This is a genomic window from Sphingomonas bacterium (assembly GCF_028292945.1).
Lineage (GTDB): Bacteria > Pseudomonadota > Alphaproteobacteria > Sphingomonadales > Sphingomonadaceae > Sphingomonas.
Map to the genome: position 1 here is coordinate 16,500 of NZ_JAQGLJ010000037.1, position 17,991 is coordinate 34,490.

Sequence of the window (17,991 nt, forward strand, 5' to 3'; positions counted from 1 at the left end):
GTTGACGCATGACCGAACATGGGCTTGCTAACGCGACGTCGGACGAGAGTTTAAGCATGCGATTGGTCATGGACGGGCGTGCGCGCCGGCTGCTGAGCCGGGTTCCCGTCATCAACATCTATTCGGCGGCCGAGCTGCTGCTGCTGGCGGGGCTCGCGGCGCAGGTGGCGCGGCTGATCTGGACGATCGCAACGCCGGTCGACCCGCTCGGCGACTGGCGACCGGCAGCACCAGTGGTGGCGGGCATCCCCGCCGATGCGCTCGCCAGTTTCGACCCGTTCTTCCGGCTGCAGGGCGAGGCCGGTCCGGCGACCGTGACATCGCTGCAGCTCACCCTGTTCGGCACGCGCATCGACGAGGCGCAGGGTGGCGGCTCGGCGATCATCGCGGGGCCTGACGGCGTGCAGAACAGCATCGCGGTCGGTGCGGAGGTGGCGCCGGGCGTGCGGCTGCACGCAGTTGCGTTCGATCACGTAACGCTCGACCGCGGCGGCGCGTTGGAGGACCTGTTCCTCGATCAGTCCAAGGCGGTGCAGCCGGTGTCCGGTACGGTGCCGGTGGCGCCCGGCGCGGTGCCGCCCCCCGGCGGCGTGCCGGCGGCGCAGATCCGGTCGGAGATCGGCTTCATCCCCCGCATCGACGCGGGCCGCGTGAGCGGGCTCGTGGTGCGCAGCCAGGGGACGGGCGTGCTGTTCCGCCAAGCGGGGCTGCGCGATGGCGATGTCGTGGTCTCGATCGCGGGGCAACCGGTGGCCGGCGCCGATCAGCTCGAGCGGATCGCAGCCGATTTCCGCGCCGGCGGCAACATCCCGCTGCTGGTGGAGCGCGGGAACCAGACGCTGACGCTGGCGCTGATCGTGGCGCCCACCCAGTGAGGCACATCCTCGCTCCCGTGGCCATCGCCGCACTCGCCGCTCAGGCCGGGGCGCAGACCACGCTGAATGTCCGCGACGCCGACATCCGTGCGTTCATCGCCGACGCCGCGAAGGTGACGGGGCGGACCTTCATCATCGACAGCCGCGTGACCGGCAAGGTGACGGTCGTCACTGACCGGCCGCTGAGCCGCGCCGAGTATTTCGAGATCTTCCTGTCGACGCTCAGGTCGAACAACCTGATCGCGGTGCCGACCTCGAACGGCGCATTGCGCGTGCAGCCGCTCGACAACGCGGCGCAGCAGCCGAGCCGGATCGGCAGCGCGGGCGCGAACCGCAACAGCTTCGTGACCGAGGTGGTGCGGCTGCGCACCGTCGACGCGCAATCGGCGCTCGACACGGTGCGGCCGCTGGTCAGCCAGCAGGGCTCCGTCACCGCCAATCGCACCGGCAACAGCCTGGTGGTGGTGGACTTCGCCGACAATGTGCGCCGCGTGCGCGAGGTGCTGCGCCGGCTCGACAGCGATGCGGCATCGACGCGCGTCATCGCGCTGCGCAACGCCAGCGCGCGTGAGGTCGCGGCGGCGCTGCAAGGGCTCACGGGCGCTGGCGCGCCTGGCGGCGGCGGCGGCGGGCCTGGCGCGTCGGTGTCGGTGGTCGCGGTCGAGGGATCGAACTCGATCGCGTTGCGCGGCGATGCGGCGTCCGTGGCGCGGCTGGCGCAGGTCGCCGCCGATCTCGACGCCCGCGCGCGCAACGGCACGGAGATCCGCGTCGTGTTCCTGGAGAACGCCGACGCCGAGCAATTGCTGCCGGTCCTCCAGCAGCTCGTCGGGCAGACGCCCGATCAGCCGAGCCAGACCTCGATCAGCCGTTCCAGCTTCGGCAGCACCGCGGGCGGGACAGGCACCAGCTCCGGCACCGGCCCGATCGCGACGCCGACCCCCGCGCCCGGCGTCTCCAGTGGCGGAACCGGACAGGCGGCGATCACCACGCAGGGTGGTCGCACCGCGGCGGTCGTCACCCGCTTCACCGGCGCCAACGCGATCGTCATCGCCGCACCCGCCGACATCCAGCGCCAGCTGTCAGACGTCATCCGCCAGCTCGACAAGCGCCGCGCGCAGGTGCTGGTGGAGGCGATCGTCGCGGAGGTGTCCGACTCCACGGTCAACCGGCTGGGCGCGCAGTTCCTGCTCGGCAACACCAGCGGCGGCGCGTTCGCGGCGTCGACCTTCTCCAACTCCGCGCCCAACATCCTTCAGATCGCCGGCGCGATCGGCGCGCGCGAGCTGGCGACGACCACCACCACTATCAACGGCACCACGACGACGACGCAGACCAACAACGCGGTCAGCGACAGCCTGGCCCAGTCGGCGATCTCGTCGATCCTCGGCTCGTCGGGCGGGTTCGGCGGGTTCGGCGCGCAGCTCGGCTCGACCATCTTCGGCGCGATCATCAATGCGGTGAAGAGCGACAACACCTCCAATCTATTACAGGTCCCCAACCTCGTCACGCTGGACAACCAGGAGGCGCACAGCCTGGTCGGGCAGGAAATCCCGATCACCACCGGCCAGGCGCTCTCCACCAATTTCGACAACGCCTTTCGCACCACGCAGCGCCAGAATGTGGGCATCGGTCTGGACGTAAAGCCGCAGGTCAATTCCAGCGGCACGGTCAAGCTCAACCTGCATCTGACCGTCAGCTCGATCGCGGGGCCGGTATCGAACGACAATTCGGACCTGATCCTCAACAAGCGCGAGATCGAGACCACGCTGACGCTGGACAACGGCGCGATCGGCGTGATCGGCGGACTGCTGAGTGACGAGGAACGCCGAACGCTGGAGAAGATCCCGCTGCTCGGCGACATTCCGGTGGTCGGCAACCTGTTCCGGTCCAAGGCACGGTCGCGCAGCAAGACCAATCTGATGATCTTCATCCGCCCGACCATCCTGCGCACCGCCGCCGACGGGCGCGAGCTCGCGGAGCGGCGGTACGGCTATCTGCGCCTCCAGGAAGGGCTGCAGAAGCCGGGCGAGGAGCCGACGATCGACCAACTGGTGCGCGACTACATGGGCGCGGTCGCCCCGCTGCCGCCGGCGCCGATGCCGGGCAGCATCGAGGACCCGCGGGTTGGGGTGCCGGTGCAGCGGAGCTCGACCGTGGTGGTGCCGCGGTGAGGTTCCGCCTTCATCAACCCTCTGCCGCAAGCGGGAGAGGGGAGCGGCATCTGACGTGACCCCCGAAACCCTCGTCATCGACAACCCGCCGCGCGGGCCCGACCTGCCCGCCGTCACGCTCCCCTATCTGTTCGCGCGCAAGTTCGGCGTCTGCATCGCACATACCGATGCCGACGGGCACCTTACCGTGGCGCTGCGGGAAGGCGCGGACCCCAAGGCGCTGATCGAGGTCCGGCGCGTGATGGGCCGGCCGTTCGATATCGAGGTGGTGGCGCCACCCGCCTTCGACCGGCTGTTGTCGGACGGCTACGCGATGGACGGACAAGCGACCGCGATGGCAGCGGTCGGCATGGGCGACGAACTCGACTCGCTCGCCGAGGGCATCCCGACGGCGGAAGACCTGCTCGACACCGCCGACGACGCCCCCGCCATCCGCCTCATCAACGGCATCATCGCCGATGCGGCCCGCAACGGCGTGTCCGACATCCATATCGAGCCGTACGAGACCGGGCTCGTCGTCCGCATGCGCATCGACGGCGTGCTGCGCGAGACACTGCGCATGCCGCCGCATGTCGCCCCCGTGGTGGTCAGCCGCATCAAGGTGATGGCACGGCTCGACATCGCCGAGCGCCGTGTGCCGCAGGACGGGCGGATGGGGCTGACGCTGGGCGGCAAGCTGCTCGACGTGCGCGTTTCCACACTGCCGAGCCGCGCGGGCGAGCGCGTCGTGCTGCGCATCCTCGACAAGGACAATGCCGGCATCGATCTCGACGCGATCGGCATGGACGCAGGCATGAACGCGTTGCTGCGGACCGCAATCGCGGAGCCCAACGGCATCGTGCTCGTCACCGGACCGACGGGATCGGGCAAGACGACGACGCTGTATTCGGCGCTGCGGCTGCTCAACGATGGCACGCGCAACATCCTGACGGTCGAGGACCCGGTCGAATATGCCATGGACGGGGTGGGGCAGACACAGGTCAATCCCAAGGTCGGCCTCACCTTCGCCGCCGGTCTGCGCGCGATCCTGCGGCAGGACCCCGATACGGTGATGGTGGGCGAAATCCGCGACCGCGAGACCGCCGAGATCGCGGTGCAGGCCTCGCTGACCGGCCACCTCGTGCTCTCCACCGTCCACACCAACGATGCCGCGGGCGCGATCACCCGGATGCGCGACATGCGCGTCGAGCCTTTCCTGCTCGCGTCGACGCTGCGTGCAGTGATCGCGCAGCGGCTGGTACGCCGCCTGTGCCCGACATGCCGCCGGCCGGTGCGCGCCGGCGACACGCCCGCGCCCCTGCTCGGCATTGCTCCGCAAGCGCAGGTGTGGGAGCCGGTCGGCTGCGATCAGTGCAACCAGACCGGCTACAAGGGCCGCATCGGCGTGTTCGAGGCGATCCGCGTCGACGAGACGATCCGCCGCCTCATCAACGAAGGCGGCGACGAAGGCGCGATCGCCGCGCACGCGTTCGCGCGTGGCGACACGCTGGCCGATGCGGCGCGGCGGTTGGTGGAGACGGGCGCGACGACTCCGGAAGAGGCGGTTCGCGTGAGTCGCCGCGATGTGGTCGAAGAGCCGCGCGAGGTGGCGAGTGCCTGAAATCCTCCCCCGGACGGGGAGGGGGACCACCAGCGAAGCTGGTGGTGGAGGGGGCGGACCCCGAGCGCACAGGCCGTCGAGAGCCCCCTCCCTCAGCCGCTGGCGCGGCTGCCACCTTCCCGTGAACGGGGAGGATCGAGATGCCTGACTTCGACTACCTCGCCATCGACACGCGCGGCGCGGAGAAGCGCGGCCATGTCGCTGCGGATACGCTCGATGCGGCGCGCGCGCGGCTCGACCGGCAGCGGCTGTACGTCGTGCGGCTGGAACCGGGCGCGCCGCCGCAGGTCACGACGCGGCCGCTGTTCGGACTCAAGCTCGGCACACCGCGCATGCGGACCAAGCAGCTGACGCTGTTCACGCGCCAGCTGGCAACGCTCAACCGCGTCTCGCCGCTGGAGGAGTCGCTTCGCACGATCACTCGCCAGACCGAGCAGGAGAGCGTCCGCGCGATCGTCGCCACCGTGCATGCCGGCGTGGTGGAGGGACGCCGCCTCGCCGATGCGATGGCGCGCGAGCCGAAGAGCTTTCCGCCGCTGTACCGCGCGATGGTTTCGGCGGGCGAAAGCTCCGGCTCGCTGCCGACGATCCTCGACCGGCTCGCGGAGTTGCTGGAGCGGCAGGCCGAAATACGCGGCAAGCTGATCACCGCGCTCGCCTATCCGACCATTCTCGCGGTCGTCGCGCTGGGCGTGGTGATGGCGCTGATGATCTTCGTGGTGCCGCAGGTGGTGGAGCAGTTCGACACGGTCGGCCAGGCGCTTCCGTTCCTGACGCGCGCGGTGATCTGGCTGTCCGATCTGCTGGCGGGCTGGTGGTGGGCGATGCTGCTGGTGCTGGCGCTGATCGGGGTCGCGATCTGGCAGGCATTGCGCAACCCCGCGCTCCGGCTGCGGTTCGACACGCGACTGCTGAAGCTGCCGCTGCTCGGCCGGCTGCTGCGCGACCTGCACGCGGCGCGAATGAGCCGGACGCTGTCGACGATGGTCGCAAGCCGTCTGCCGCTGCTGGAAGGGCTGACGCTTACCGCCGGCACGATCCACAACCGCCGCCTGCGCGCGGCGTCCGATGAGATCGCCGACTCGATCCGACAGGGTGGCAGCCTGTCCGCCGCGATGCGCCGCACCGGTGTGTTCCCGCCGCTGCTGACCTATCTCGCCGCGTCCGGCGAGGCGGCGGGGCGGCTGGACGAGATGCTGGAGCGCGCCGCCGATTACCTGGAACGCGAGTTCGACCGGTTCACCGCCACCGCGCTGTCGCTGCTGGAGCCGGCGATCATCGTCATCATGGGCGGTGTCGTGGCGACGATCGTGCTATCGATCCTGCTGCCGATCCTGCAGCTCAATACGCTGGCGGGCCAGTAGAAGTTGAGGAGTGCCATGCATCGACCCGAACCCCCCGTCACCCTGAACTCGTTTCAGGGTCGATGCGAGACAGTCGCGGCCGAGTGCGACGACAGCCGCCCCGCATGGATGCTGAAACGAGTTCAGCATGACGAAGGAGAAAAGGGTTTCACTCTAGTCGAGCTGATGGTCGTCATCGTCATCATCGGGCTGCTGGCGACGATCGTCGTCGTCAACGTGCTACCCTCGGGCGATGCGGCCAGGGTCACGCGCACCAAGGCGGACATCGCGACGATCGAAGGCGCGCTCGATCTGTACCGGTTGCAGCAGGGCAGTTTCCCGACGACGGCGCAAGGTCTCGCCGCGCTGCGCACCGCGCCGGCCGGCGTCGACGCGGCGCGCTATCAGTCCGGCGGCTACATCAAGCGGCTGGAGGACGACCCCTGGGGCAAGCCGTACCTCTATGCCTCCCCCGGCCAGCATGGCGAAGCGGATGTCTGGTCTTACGGCCGCGACGGCAAGGAAGGCGGCGAGGGGATCGATGCGGATATCGGCTCCTGGATGTAAGCGTCCGGCAGCAGAGCGAGGTTTTACCCTTGTCGAGCTGATGGTGACGATCACGGTGATCGCGCTGATGGCGGGTGCGACGCTGTGGGCGCTGCCGCCGCCGGGCGGGAGGGTCGCGGACGAGGCGCTGCGTTTCGCGGCGCGCGTGCGGGCGGCGCGCGATCAGGCGGTGGTCGAGGCTCGACCGGTTAGTTTGTGGGTGACGCCAGGCGGTTATGGCTTCGACCGGCGTGTCGGCGGGCGCTGGCTGCCGGTGGCGGAGAAGCCGCTGCGCGTAGAGAAGTGGGCCGACGGCACGCGTGCGGAGCCGGGCGACGCGACCGGCCGGATGCGGGTGACATTCGACCCGACCGGCTTGCCGGATCGCGGTGCCGACATCCGCCTGAACCGGGATGACCGCGCGATGCTGGTGCGGGTCGGCGCCGACGGGAGCATCCGCGCCGATGCGCAATGACGCTCCTGTGTCTTCTCGCGCGACAAGCGCGCGCGAGGGGGGGTTCACCCTCCTCGAAATCCTCGTCGCGCTGGCGGTGTTCAGCCTCGCTGCACTGGCGCTGATCCGGCTGCAATCGGCGAGCGTGCGCGGCGTCACGGTGCTGGACCGCACGCTGGTCGCCAACATGGTCGCACGCAACGTCGCGCTGCTGGCGGTCACCGACGCGCAGGTGCCGACGCTGGGGCGCAGTGGGGGTGGGGAGAGCAATGGCGGGCAGGCCTGGCGCTGGACGCGCACGATAACGCCGACCGGGGACGCGCGCATCGTGCGCATCGACGTCGCGGTGCAGGCGGCGACGAGCGGACAGGTCATCGGCCGCGCGACGATGGTGCGGCCGCCTTCGGCGGAGGGGTTGTGATCGTCTCTTGCTTTCCCTCCCCCGCGAACGCCGGGGCCCAGCGCAAACCAAAATGCGGTGCGGGAGCGCCGGTCGGCGCGCCGCGCCGACGCTGGGCCCCGGCTTCCGTCGGGGAAGGACAGCAAGCGGAAGGGCAGCAAGCAGAAGGCCGGGCGTGCCAGGGCTTCACCCTCGTCGAAGTCATGGTCGCGCTGCTGATCTTCTCGATCATCGCCACCGCCGGCGTCGCGCTGCTGTCGTTCTCCGTCCGCGCGCAGGCGGCGTCGGGGGCCAGGCTGGACGATCTGGCGGCGTTGCAGCGCACGCTCTCGATCCTGTCGGCCGATCTGGCGCAGGCGACCGCGCGGCCGGTACGCGACGAGGCCGGGACCGTGCTGCCCGCCTTTGTCGGCGAGAACGGCGGCGGCCAGCCCCAGAATCCGGCGATGCTGCGGCTGGTGCGCGGCGGCTGGACCAATCTGGACGCGCAGCCGCGGGCGGGCGCACAGAAGGTCGCGTATCAGCTGGCCGATGGCGACCTGCAGAGGATCGCCTATCCGCGCCTCGACGGCGCCGTGCCGCTGCCGGCCGCGCCGCTGCTGACGCGGGTCGAGGGGGTCGCGATCCGCTATCGCTATCGCGGCGCGTGGAGCGATCGTTGGGACGGCTCCGGCGGCATCGCGCTGCCACAGGCGCTGGAGTTGCGCCTGACGCGCGCGGGCGTGGAATACCGCCAGCTGTTCCTGGTCGGCACCGGCTATGTGCGTGTTCCGGAGGTCGCCATTGCGCCCGGCTGATCGCGAACGCCCGGGAGAGCGCGGCGCGGCGCTGCTCACCGTGCTGATGCTGGTCGCGGTGATCGCGGTGATCGCGGTGGGCGCGCTGGAGAAGCTGCGCCTCGCGACGCGCCTCACCGCCAATGCGGTCGGGATCGAGCAGGCGCGCAGCTATGCGCAGGCTGCCGAGGCGCTCGCGCTGTCCCGAGTGTCGACGCTGCTGGGTCAGAGCCGTGATCGCGTGACGCTGGCGGGGGGGTGGAGCAACGCGCCGTTCGATCTGCCGCTGCCCGGCGGCACGGCGGTGGCGCGGGTCAGCGACGGCGGCAATTGCTTCAACCTCAACGGTCTGGTCAGCGAGGCGGCACCCGGCGTGTACGCCAGCAACCCGCTCGCGCGCGTCCAGTTCGCGCGGCTGATGCGCCTGTTGCAGGTGCCGCCGCAGATCGCCGAACAGGCATCGGCCGGCGCGGCCGACTGGATCGATACCGACGCTGACCAGCAGGGGGGCGGGGCGGAGGACAGTGCGTACCTGCGCCAGGACCCCGGCTATCGCACCGCCGGCACGTTGATGGCCGACCCCAGCGAACTGCGCGCGGTCGCGGGCGTCACGCCCGCGCTGTACGCGCAGCTGCGGCCATGGCTGTGCACGCTGCCGGTCGCCGAGCCGGCGGCGATCAACCTCAACACGCTCGCGCCCGAGCAGGCGCCGCTGGTGGCGATGCTGGCGCCCGACACCTTGTCCGTCGAGGCGGCGAGCGCCGCGCTGTTGCGCCGGCCTGCGCAAGGCTGGGCAAATGTTGGCGCGTTCGCCGCATTGCCGGGGATCAGCGGCACCGGACTCGGTGAGGGGCAGGCGGGCGTCACCTCCAAATGGTTCGGCTTGCGGGTCGATGTCGTGGTGAACGGGCTGGACGTGCGTGAAACGGCGCTGATCGACGCGACGAGACTTCCCGCGCGGCTTGTGGCGCGGCAATGGGGCGAGGAGTGACCGCGACCCTGCTCTTCCTGCCCCACCGCGACGCACCCTACCGCTGGTGGCGGATGGATGCGCAGGGGATCGCGGAGGGGGAGGGCTTTCCACCGCCCGCCGAGGACGACCGGCTGATCGCCGTGCCGCCCGCCGATGCGGTGACGCTGCATTGGGCGGTGCTGCCGACGCGCTCGCCCGCGCAGGCGACCGCCGCCGCCCGCATCCTGGCGGGCGAGGCGAGCGCGGTGCCGGCGGCGGAACTGCATGTCGCGGTCGGCGAGGAGGGGACCGAGGAGCGCCCGATCGCGGTGGTCGGCGCGGCGGCGATGCGGACCTGGCTGGCCGAGCTGGCGCTGGCCGGGCTGGACCCGCAGGCGATGGTGCCCGCACCCATGCTGCTGCCGCGACCGGACGAGGGTTACACGCGCGCCGAGCTGGCCGGCGGCGGCGTGGTGCGGGGGCGGACCAGCGGCTTTGCCGACGAGGCGCGGCTGACCGAGCTGGTCACGGGCGGCGAGGACGCGCGCGTGATCGGGCGCGACGAACTGACGCAGGCGCTGGCCGCCGCGATCGCCGCCCCTGCGCTCGATCTGCGGCAGGGACCGTTCGCGCGCCGTCGCCGGCGCGAGCTCGACTGGGCGCTGATCCGCCGGCTGGCGTGGCTGGCGTTGACGATCCTGCTGGTGACGCTTGCGATCTTCGTCGTGCGCTTGGCCAAGTACAGCTTCGCCGCCGACGCGCTGGAGGCGCGCGCGGCGGCGCTGGCGCGAACCGGGCTGCCGCGCGGCGAAACGATCGTCGATGCCGACCGGCAGCTCGCCGAGCGGCTGGGCGCGGTGCGAGGGCCGGGGCTGGGCTTCACCGGCATGGCGGCGGCCGTGTTCGCAGCGGTGCGCGCGACGCCGGGCACCGAGGTGACGGGGCTCGACTTCCAGCCGACCGGCAATCTCAAGATCTCGGTCGCGGCCGCGCGCGAATCGCTGCCGACCGACCTCAAGCGCGCCATCGAACGCGCGGGCTTTGTCGTCGACGCGAGCACCTTCACCTCCGCCAACGGGCGCGTCACGGGCGACATGACGGTGAGGGCACCGTGATAGCCTGGTTCAACGCGAGGTCGCTGCGCGAGAAGCGGTTGCTGGTCGTCATGGTCGCGCTGCTGGCGCTGACGCTGGTCTGGCTGCTGGTGATCCGACCCTTTGGCGATGCACTGTCGAGCGAACGCGAGCGCCATGCCGCTGCCGTGATCCGGCTCGGCGAGACGCAGGCGCGCGTCGACACGCTGCGCCAGATCGGGCGGCTGCGCGCGGCGCCGCTGACCGGCAGCTTCGCCGACGCGGTTCGCGCGCGCGCGGCCGACGCGGGGTTCGCGATCGCGCTGTTGCAGGAAGACGGGCCCGGCCGCGTGCGGGTCGCCATCGCGGGCGCACGGCCGGCGGTGCTGGTGCTGTGGCTGGCGCGGCTGGAGCTTGCCGGCATCCTGGTCGAAGGGGCGACCTTCACCGACAAGGGGGATCGCACGGTGGGCGTGCAACTGACGCTGAGGGCACGCGCGCGATGATCGGGGGAGCGATCCGGCTCGCCACGGGGCGGCGCGCGATGTTCGGGGCGATGCTGTTCGCCGGTCTGCTGATCTTCGTACCCCTGCGCCTGGTGCTCGGCTGGTTCGGGCTGGGCGAGGCGGGGCTGAGCGCGCGGCGGGTCGACGGCGCGCTGTGGTCGGGGCGGCTGGTGGAGGCGCGGTTCGGCGAGGTGGCGCTGGGTGACCTGAACGCGCGGCTCGCCTTTTTCCCGCTGTTCCTCGGCCGCGCGCGCGTCGAACTGGACGGCGACGGTGCGAGGCCCTTCACCGGCGCGATGACGGTGCGGCGGCACGGCTTCGGCATTGACGACATGACCGCCACGCTCGCGACCGGGCAGTTGTTCGCGCCGCTGCCCGTCGCCGCGCTCGACCTGGACGACGCCACCGTGCATTTCCGCGACGGCCAGTGCGACCGTGCCGATGGCCGCGTGCGTGCGACGCTGGCGGGCGAGGCGGCGGGCGTGCCGCTGCCGACGACGCTGAGCGGCCCCGCACGCTGCGAGGCGGGCGCGCTGCTGCTGCCGCTAACCAGCGCGGCGGGCACGGAGACCGCGACACTGCGCGTGTTCGCCGATGGCCGCTACCGCGCCGAGTTCGCGCTGCGCACCGCCGACCCGCTGATCGGGCCGAGACTGGAGAGCGCCGGTTTCGTCGGCGGGCCGCAAGGATATCGTTTGTCGGTGGAGGGGCGGTTCTAGCGCCGGCTTCTTAGGTTAAAGGCTCCGCATCAGGGAATTCGCCCTCCCGGGCGGAAGCGGGCGGCGCGGCCGACTGGACCCCGACTTCGGTCGGGGAAGGTTGATTTAGTGGCGCTGGATCACCGCCCTCAAGGCAGCACATCCTTGACGCGGCGCGGAACCGCCCGCTAGGGCGCGACCCTCACGGCGATCGTAGTTCAATTGGTTAGAGCACCGGCTTGTGATGCCGGAAGTTGCGGGTTCAAGTCCCGTCGGTCGCCCCATTTCTCCTTCGCAGGACCGGTTTCAGATGAGCGATTGGGGCTTTCCCGATTTCGACGAGCACGAGGGCGTGCACCTGTTCAGCGACGCGGCCTCGGGCCTGCGCGCGATCGTTGCGGTGCATTCCACTGCGCTGGGGCCGGCCGCGGGCGGCGCGCGCTTCTGGCATTATGCCGACGAGCGTGACGCGATCACCGACGCGCTGCGGCTGTCGCGGGGCATGAGCTTCAAGAACGCGATGGCCGGGCTGCCGATGGGTGGCGGCAAGGGCGTCATTCTGGCCGATGCCGACCGCACGAAGACTCCGGCGATGCTCGCTGCGTTCGGGCGCGCGATCGAGTCGCTGGGCGGGCGTTACGTCACCGCCGAGGATGTCGGCATGAGCGACGACGACATGGTGACGATCGGCCGCGAGACGACCCATGTCTCCGGCCTGCCGGTGGCGAGCGGGGCGGCGGGTGGCGACCCGGGTCCGTATACCGCGCTGGGCGTGTATCTGGGGATCAGGGCGGCAGCGAAGCGTGCGCTCGGGACCGACGAGATGCGCGGCGTGCGCGTCGCAGTGCAGGGAGTCGGTTCGGTCGGCGGCGGCACGGCGCGGCTGTTGGCGGCGGACGGGGCCGAGCTGGTACTGGCCGATGTCGACGCGGGCCGCGCGGCGGCGTTGGCGGCCGCGCTGGGCGCCAAGACCATATCGACCGACGCGATCCTGTCGGCGGAGGTGGACATCGTCAGCCCCAACGCCCTGGGCGCGATCCTGACCGAACAGTCGATCGCGGCGCTACGGTGCAAGGCGGTCGCGGGTGGCGCGAACAACCAGCTTGCCCGGCCGGAGGACGGTCGGCGGCTGCACGAACGCGGCATTCTCTACACACCCGATTACGTGATCAACGCCGGCGGGATCATCAACGTCGGGCTGGAATATCTGGGGCAGGGCGACGAGGCGGAGGTCAAGGCCCGCATCGCGCGGATACCGGATCGGCTGGTCGAGGTGTGGAACGAGAGCGACCGCACGGGCGAGCCGGCATCGGCGGTGGCGGACGCGATCGCACGGCGGCTGATCGGCCGGTAGGTCTGAAATTGTCGGCGTTGGCCCGCCGACCAACGCGGGCCGGCAAGATTCAAGCTCGGCGGTCAAGTTCTTCGCCGGCGGAAGCCGGGCCTGGTGCGCGGCGCGGCCGACTGCGCCCCGGCTTCCGCCGGGGAGGGGCTGGTCCGCAGCGTGCACCTGACGGGGCTACGTAACGACGAGATTTGCTCTATCTATCGACGCACTATGACCCTGAGTACCCGATGGGCTGGCTGACCCTTCTCGCCCTCGCTGCCGCCGCGATGCTGGCGCTCGTCGCGTTGGGAGTGCGGCGGCCCTTGTGGTCGCTCGCCGGCGCAGGGCTGATGCTGGGGGCGACCGGCTATGCCTTGCAGGGGCGACCCGCCTTGCCCGCGCAACCCGCGCGGGGCGTCGCGGCCATAGCCGGCGACGATCCCGCGCTGCTGTCGCTGCGCGACCAGATGCTGGGACGCAACAATACGGCCGCCGCCTACATGATCGCAGCCGACGCCATGCAGCGATCCGGTGAGAAGCGCGCAGCGGTGCAGGCCGTGCTGGGCGGGCTGCGCCGATACCGGGAGAGCCTGTTGCTGTGGGTCGGGCTCGGCAACGTGCTCACCGCGCATGACGGCAAGCTGTCCGCGCCGGCGCTGTTCGCGTTCGACCAGGCGGCACGGCTTGCTCCGTCGCATCCGGCGCCGCCGTTCTGGCGCGGGTTGGCGCATATCCGAGCGGGCGAGTTTGCCGCGGCGCGACCATTCTGGGCGCGCGCCCTGGCACTGACGCCGGAGGGAGTGACCTATCGGCGCGAGATCGCACAGCGGCTGGCGGTGCTGGATGCCTATCTCGCGGAGGTGGAAGAGGTGCCAGCCACCGGAAGGTAACCCGCCCCTCTTCGTCATGCCGGCCCTGAGCCGGCATCCGACGTGACGCAGGTACTAGCTTTGATCTCAGACGTGCCGCCTGCCGCGCGTTGGACCCCGGCTCAAGGCCGGGGTGACGTCGTTGCTACTTCCCCCGACCCGTTTTCTCCTGCAGCTCGTCGATCTTCATCGACGCGTCCGCCTTGTTCAGCTCCTCGGGAAAGTCCTCATGGGCTTCCTCGGACAGCGTCTTGAGGTAGCTCGCCTGCGCGCCGGTCATCGGTTCGTCGCCGGTGGTCCAGTCGTGCGGGTCCTTGACCGCGTTGGAGGTCGGGTGGGTCTTCGGGTTCTCGGTGTCGGCCATCGTTGATCTCCTCTTCGGGTCAACAACGGCCATGTTCCTTATCCGTTCCAGGCCTGATAAGGCAGATCGAGATCGTCAGCGACGGCCTTGTAGGCGATCTTGCCGCCAAACACGTTCAGCCCCGCCGCCAGATGCGGGTCGGCCTTCATCGCCGCTTCGGCACCCAGATTGGCGAGCTTGACCGCGAACGGCAGCGTCGCGTTGTTGAGCGCGAAGGTGCTCGTCCGCGCGACCGCTCCCGGCATGTTGGCGACGCAATAGTGGATCACGCCGTCGACCTCGAACACCGGGTCGTCGTGCGTGGTGGCGTGGCTGGTCTCGAAACAGCCGCCCTGGTCGATGGCGATGTCGACCAGCACGGAGCCGCGCTTCATAGTCGCCAGCATCTCGCGCGTCACCAGCTTGGGCGCGGCCGCACCCGGCACGAGCACCGCGCCGATGACGAGGTGCGCGTTCTTCACCGCCGCCGCGATCGCCGCCTTGGAGGCATAGGCCGTCTTGATCTGGCTGGAGAAGAACATGTCCAGCTCCGCCAGCCGGCTCATGTTGATGTCATAGATCGTCACGTCGGCGCGCATGCCGACCGCCATCTGCGCGGCGTTGATGCCGGAGATGCCGCCGCCCAGGATCGCGACCCGCGCCGGCGCGACGCCGGGCACGCCGCCGAGCAGCACGCCGCGCCCGCCCTGTTCCTTTTCCAGATAATGCGCGCCGACCTGCACCGACATGCGGCCCGCGACCTCACTCATCGGCTTCAGCAGCGGCAGCCCGCCGCCGGACGCGGTGACTGTCTCGTAGGCGATGCAGGTCGCGCCGGACTTCATCAGCCCCTCGGCCTGCGGCTTGTCGGCGGCGAGGTGGAGATAGGTGAACAGCAGGTGGCGCGGCTCCAGCAGCGCGATCTCGCTCGCCTGCGGCTCCTTCACCTTCACGATCATGTCGGCGGCCGCGAACACCGCCGCGGCGTCGGGCAAGATGCTGGCGCCGACCGCCTGATAGTCCGAGTCCTCGAAGTCGATCCCCATGCCCGCCTGCGTCTCGACCACCACCTCGTGACCGGCCGCGACCAGCTCGGCGACCGACGGCGGGGTCAGGCCGACCCGATACTCGTGGTTCTTGATCTCCTTGGGTACGCCGATGCGCATCGAATGGCTCCGTTAAGCAGGGTTTGTGCCGTCCGCTTAGCCGCTTGGCGGCCCCCTGTCGCCATGCTACCCGCCGCGCCTTGCCGGGCGGCGATCCTCGCGCCCGACAGCTGAAAGGCTGACCCGCGACGATGCCGAGCATGGCACACAACGTCGTTACCGAACACGAAAGCGAAGACGGTCACCAGATCAGCGGTCGAACTTCGACGCTGGCGATCGGGGCGATCGGCGTGGTGTTCGGCGACATCGGCACCTCGCCGCTCTATGCGCTGAAGGAGATGTTCGATGGACATCATCCGCTGCCCATCGACATCCTGCACGTATTCGGCGTGCTGAGCCTGATCTTCTGGTCGTTCGTGATCATCGTCACGGTCAAATACGTGACCATCGTGATGAAGGCGGACAACAAGGGAGAAGGCGGCAGCCTGGCACTGCTGGCGCTGATCACGCGCAAGTCGCCCGGTGGGCGAGGCTGGCTGCTGACCATCCTCGCGGTCCTCGCGACGTCGCTGTTCTTCGGCGACGCGATCATCACGCCGTCGATCTCCGTCCTGTCGGCGGTGGAGGGCCTGGTCGTCGTCGAGGCTGGGCTGAAGCCACTGGTGCTGCCGATCTCGGTCGCGATCCTGGTCGGTCTGTTCCTGATCCAGTCACGCGGCACGGCCGGGCTGAGCAAGTTCTTCGGGCCGATCGTTCTTCTGTACTTCATCGTCCTGGCGGTGCTGGGCATCGTCCACATCCTGCCCAATCCCGGTATCATCGCCGGCCTGTCGCCCCATCATGCGGTCCTGTTCTTCGTGCGCGATCCGGGGCTCGCATTCCTCTCGCTGGGCGCAGTGGTGCTCGCCATCACGGGAGCAGAGGCGCTGTTCGCCGACATGGGGCATTTCGGCCGGCGGCCGATCATCCTCGGCTGGTTGTGCGTGGTGTTCCCGTGCCTGATCATCAACTATCTCGGCCAGTGCGCGATGCTGCTGCGCGATCCCTCGACGGTCGCGAACCCGTTCTTCCTGATGGCGCCCGAGCAGTTCCGGCTGCCCCTGGTCATCCTCGCGACACTGGCGACGATCATCGCCAGCCAGGCGCTGATCACCGGCGCGTTCTCGGTCGTGCAGCAGGCGGTGCAGCTGGGCCTGATGCCGCGCGTCCGCATCGCCCACACCAGCGAGAGCGCGTTGGGGCAGATCTATGTTCCCTCGGTCAACTGGGGCTTGCTGGCGCTGGTGCTGCTGGTGGTGGTGACGTTCCAGGAATCCACCAACCTGCTCGCCGCCTATGGACTGGCGGTGATCGGGACGATGTTCATCACCACCTGCCTCATCACCGTGCTGATGGTGCGGGTATGGAACTGGCCAATCTGGCAGGTCGCCTTGATCGCGGGCCTGTTCTTCATCATCGACGGCGCCTATCTGGCCGCCAACGTGATCAAGATTCCACAGGGCGGCTGGTTTCCGCTGGTGGTCGCGATCGTCGCGTTCACGCTGCTGACGACCTGGGCCAGGGGACGGCAGCTGATGATCGCGCGGCTGCGCGAAGGCGCGATCCCGATCAAGGTGTTCATCGACTCTGCCGCGACCTCGGCGACCCGCGTGTCGGGGACGGCGGTGTTCATGACCTCTGCGGCCGAAGGCGTACCGCCGGCGCTGCTCCACAACCTAAAGCACAACCGGGTGCTGCACGAGCGCATCATCCTGTTGACGGTGAAGATCGCCGATGTGCCGTATGTCGACGACGAGGTCAGCTTCAAGCTGGAGGATCTGGGCAACGGCTTTCGCCGTCTGATCATCAAATACGGCTTCATGCAGGAGCCCAATGTGCCTGCCGCGCTGGCTCGGGTGCAGGGCTGCGGCCCCGCGATCCGGATGATCGACACCAGCTTCTTCCTGTCGCGCCAGACGCTGCTGGCGTCCGAGCGGCCGGGCATGGCGCTGTGGCGCGAAAAGCTGTTCGCGTGGATGATGCAGAATGCGGAAAGCCCGATGCAGTTCTTCCGCCTGCCGACGAACCGGGTGGTGGAGCTCGGGTCGCAGCTGGAAATTTGACGCCGGCTCCCATCATCGTTTCGGCGCTGTTCGGCCGCGCAGACCAGGCGTGGTTCGATGGCTTGCGGCGCGAACATTTTCCGCCCGAGCGCAACCAGCTCGACGCGCATCTGACGCTGTTCCACCACCTGCCGCCATCCGCCGCGCCGGAGCTGAAGACGCGGCTGACCGCGGCGACGCGCGGCGTCCCGGCGCCGGTCGCCCGCGCGGCGGGGCCGATGTCGTTGGGGCGGGGCGTCGCGTTCCGCATCGAGGCACCCGAGCTGGTGCGGCTGCGCGCCGACCTCGCGGACGCGTTTTCGGGCCTGCTGACGCCGCAGGACGCGGGCGGGTGGCGACCGCATGTGACGATCCAGAACAAGGTTGTGCCGAGCGTCGCGAAGCTGTTGCTGGGGCAGCTGCAGCGCGACTTCCGGCCGCGCGAGGTGGCGATCGCCGGCCTGGCGGCGTGGTGGTATCGCGGCGGGCCGTGGGAGCCGCTGAGCCGGCACATGTTCGCCTAGGGAAACCCGTGCTTGACCCGTTGCGCGCCCGCCTCTTATAGGCCCGCGTCTCATGGCGAAGTAGCTCAGCTGGTTAGAGCACGGGAATCATAATCCTGGGGTCGGGGGTTCAAGTCCCTCCTTCGCTACCAACGTATGCGCCAGAGGCGCTCTCCTTTGAGGTGTGCCGCCCGTGTTCAGGGCGGCTTCGAGTGAGCCAACGAGGGTGATGGAATGGCCATCGCTCGTCGGCGTGACGTCGACGAGATCGACCAGCGCTCGCAACTCTGCGCGGATGGCGTCCGACACCAGCTCGCCCTTGTCGAGCGCGGCGATCAGCGCCCGGACCCGCGCTCGATAAGCGG

At 69.8% G+C, this 17,991-nt stretch carries 18 protein-coding genes and 2 tRNA genes; 18 read left to right on the plus strand and 2 right to left on the minus strand.

Annotated features, from left to right (window positions below; translation table 11 throughout):
• The first annotated feature begins 8 nt into the window (after positions 1 to 8).
• From JWN21_RS04575 to JWN21_RS04645, 15 genes are all read left to right on the plus strand, one after another.
• Entirely contained in the window at positions 9 to 875 is an 867-nt protein-coding gene (locus JWN21_RS04575; RefSeq protein WP_367182911.1) for a type II secretion system protein N, read from the plus strand.
• Between the two features lie 17 nt (positions 876 to 892).
• A complete protein-coding gene (gene gspD / locus JWN21_RS04580) occupies positions 893 to 3,049 on the plus strand; it encodes a type II secretion system secretin GspD (RefSeq protein WP_299646686.1) in 2,157 nt (718 codons plus the stop codon).
• 55 nt (positions 3,050 to 3,104) lie between these two features.
• The gene (gene gspE / locus JWN21_RS04585) at positions 3,105 to 4,649 is read left to right on the plus strand and encodes a type II secretion system ATPase GspE (protein WP_299646688.1); all 1,545 of its coding nucleotides are present in this window, start codon (positions 3,105 to 3,107) and stop codon (positions 4,647 to 4,649) included.
• 140 nt (positions 4,650 to 4,789) lie between these two features.
• Positions 4,790 to 6,013, plus strand: a complete 1,224-nt coding sequence (gene gspF, locus JWN21_RS04590; RefSeq protein WP_299646690.1) for a type II secretion system inner membrane protein GspF — start codon at positions 4,790 to 4,792, stop codon at positions 6,011 to 6,013.
• Between the two features lie 108 nt (positions 6,014 to 6,121).
• Positions 6,122 to 6,559 (plus strand): type II secretion system major pseudopilin GspG, encoded by a 438-nt coding sequence (gene gspG / locus JWN21_RS04595; protein WP_299646692.1) that lies wholly within the window; start codon positions 6,122 to 6,124, stop codon positions 6,557 to 6,559.
• Positions 6,534 to 7,013, plus strand: coding sequence for a GspH/FimT family pseudopilin (locus JWN21_RS04600; protein ID WP_299646694.1), 480 nt, complete (start codon positions 6,534 to 6,536; stop codon positions 7,011 to 7,013). Before gspG ends, JWN21_RS04600 begins: the two co-directional genes overlap by 26 nt.
• Entirely contained in the window at positions 7,003 to 7,413 is a 411-nt protein-coding gene (gspI, locus tag JWN21_RS04605) for a type II secretion system minor pseudopilin GspI (RefSeq protein ID WP_299646696.1), read from the plus strand. Before JWN21_RS04600 ends, gspI begins: the two co-directional genes overlap by 11 nt.
• The gene (gspJ, locus tag JWN21_RS04610; RefSeq protein WP_299646699.1) at positions 7,410 to 8,189 is read left to right on the plus strand and encodes a type II secretion system minor pseudopilin GspJ; all 780 of its coding nucleotides are present in this window, start codon (positions 7,410 to 7,412) and stop codon (positions 8,187 to 8,189) included. Before gspI ends, gspJ begins: the two co-directional genes overlap by 4 nt.
• Positions 8,176 to 9,159, plus strand: a complete 984-nt coding sequence (gspK, locus tag JWN21_RS04615; protein ID WP_299646701.1) for a type II secretion system minor pseudopilin GspK — start codon at positions 8,176 to 8,178, stop codon at positions 9,157 to 9,159. Before gspJ ends, gspK begins: the two co-directional genes overlap by 14 nt.
• The gene (gspL, locus tag JWN21_RS04620) at positions 9,156 to 10,235 is read left to right on the plus strand and encodes a type II secretion system protein GspL (RefSeq protein WP_299646703.1); all 1,080 of its coding nucleotides are present in this window, start codon (positions 9,156 to 9,158) and stop codon (positions 10,233 to 10,235) included. The genes gspK and gspL overlap by 4 nt, the downstream gene beginning before the upstream one ends.
• On the plus strand, positions 10,232 to 10,699 hold the full coding sequence (gene gspM / locus JWN21_RS04625; protein WP_299646705.1) for a type II secretion system protein GspM: 468 nt from the start codon (positions 10,232 to 10,234) through the stop codon (positions 10,697 to 10,699). Before gspL ends, gspM begins: the two co-directional genes overlap by 4 nt.
• On the plus strand, positions 10,696 to 11,418 hold the full coding sequence (gene gspN / locus JWN21_RS04630; protein WP_299646707.1) for a type II secretion system protein N: 723 nt from the start codon (positions 10,696 to 10,698) through the stop codon (positions 11,416 to 11,418). The genes gspM and gspN overlap by 4 nt, the downstream gene beginning before the upstream one ends.
• Positions 11,419 to 11,604: 186 nt before the next feature.
• Positions 11,605 to 11,681, plus strand: a tRNA-His gene (locus JWN21_RS04635).
• A 26-nt stretch (positions 11,682 to 11,707) separates the two neighbouring features.
• Positions 11,708 to 12,751, plus strand: coding sequence for a Glu/Leu/Phe/Val dehydrogenase dimerization domain-containing protein (locus tag JWN21_RS04640; protein WP_299646709.1), 1,044 nt, complete (start codon positions 11,708 to 11,710; stop codon positions 12,749 to 12,751).
• 221 nt (positions 12,752 to 12,972) lie between these two features.
• Positions 12,973 to 13,614, plus strand: a complete 642-nt coding sequence (locus JWN21_RS04645) for a hypothetical protein (RefSeq protein WP_299646711.1) — start codon at positions 12,973 to 12,975, stop codon at positions 13,612 to 13,614.
• Positions 13,615 to 13,738: 124 nt separating this feature from the next.
• Here JWN21_RS04645 and JWN21_RS04650 read toward each other — a convergent pair whose 3' ends face one another.
• Positions 13,739 to 13,957 (minus strand): DUF3072 domain-containing protein, encoded by a 219-nt coding sequence (locus JWN21_RS04650; protein ID WP_299646713.1) that lies wholly within the window; start codon positions 13,955 to 13,957, stop codon positions 13,739 to 13,741.
• Between the two features lie 38 nt (positions 13,958 to 13,995).
• Positions 13,996 to 15,102: an alanine dehydrogenase gene (gene ald / locus JWN21_RS04655; protein ID WP_299646715.1), complete on the minus strand. Its 1,107-nt coding sequence runs from the start codon at positions 15,100 to 15,102 to the stop codon at positions 13,996 to 13,998.
• 140 nt (positions 15,103 to 15,242) lie between these two features.
• Between ald and JWN21_RS04660 the strand changes: the two genes are divergently transcribed.
• The 3 genes from JWN21_RS04660 (at position 15,243) to JWN21_RS04670 (ending at position 17,778) form a co-directional block, all read left to right on the plus strand.
• Positions 15,243 to 17,144, plus strand: coding sequence for a potassium transporter Kup (locus tag JWN21_RS04660; protein ID WP_299646717.1), 1,902 nt, complete (start codon positions 15,243 to 15,245; stop codon positions 17,142 to 17,144).
• A complete protein-coding gene (locus JWN21_RS04665) occupies positions 17,141 to 17,647 on the plus strand; it encodes a 2'-5' RNA ligase family protein (protein ID WP_299646719.1) in 507 nt (168 codons plus the stop codon). Before JWN21_RS04660 ends, JWN21_RS04665 begins: the two co-directional genes overlap by 4 nt.
• 54 nt (positions 17,648 to 17,701) lie before the next feature.
• A tRNA-Met gene (locus tag JWN21_RS04670) sits at positions 17,702 to 17,778 on the plus strand.
• Positions 17,779 to 17,991: the final 213 nt, after the last annotated feature.

Coding starts and splice junctions, on each gene's coding strand:
- JWN21_RS04575 (WP_367182911.1), top strand. CDS start 9: ATGACCGAACATGGGCTTGCTAACGCGACGTCGGACGAGAGTTTAAGC.
- gspF (WP_299646690.1), top strand. CDS start 4,790: ATGCCTGACTTCGACTACCTCGCCATCGACACGCGCGGCGCGGAGAAG.
- gspG (WP_299646692.1), top strand. CDS start 6,122: ATGCTGAAACGAGTTCAGCATGACGAAGGAGAAAAGGGTTTCACTCTA.
- JWN21_RS04600 (WP_299646694.1), top strand. CDS start 6,534: ATGCGGATATCGGCTCCTGGATGTAAGCGTCCGGCAGCAGAGCGAGGT.
- gspI (WP_299646696.1), top strand. CDS start 7,003: ATGCGCAATGACGCTCCTGTGTCTTCTCGCGCGACAAGCGCGCGCGAG.
- gspN (WP_299646707.1), top strand. CDS start 10,696: ATGATCGGGGGAGCGATCCGGCTCGCCACGGGGCGGCGCGCGATGTTC.
- JWN21_RS04640 (WP_299646709.1), top strand. CDS start 11,708: ATGAGCGATTGGGGCTTTCCCGATTTCGACGAGCACGAGGGCGTGCAC.
- JWN21_RS04645 (WP_299646711.1), top strand. CDS start 12,973: ATGGGCTGGCTGACCCTTCTCGCCCTCGCTGCCGCCGCGATGCTGGCG.
- JWN21_RS04650 (WP_299646713.1), bottom strand. CDS start 13,957: ATGGCCGACACCGAGAACCCGAAGACCCACCCGACCTCCAACGCGGTC.
- ald (WP_299646715.1), bottom strand. CDS start 15,102: ATGCGCATCGGCGTACCCAAGGAGATCAAGAACCACGAGTATCGGGTC.
- JWN21_RS04660 (WP_299646717.1), top strand. CDS start 15,243: ATGGCACACAACGTCGTTACCGAACACGAAAGCGAAGACGGTCACCAG.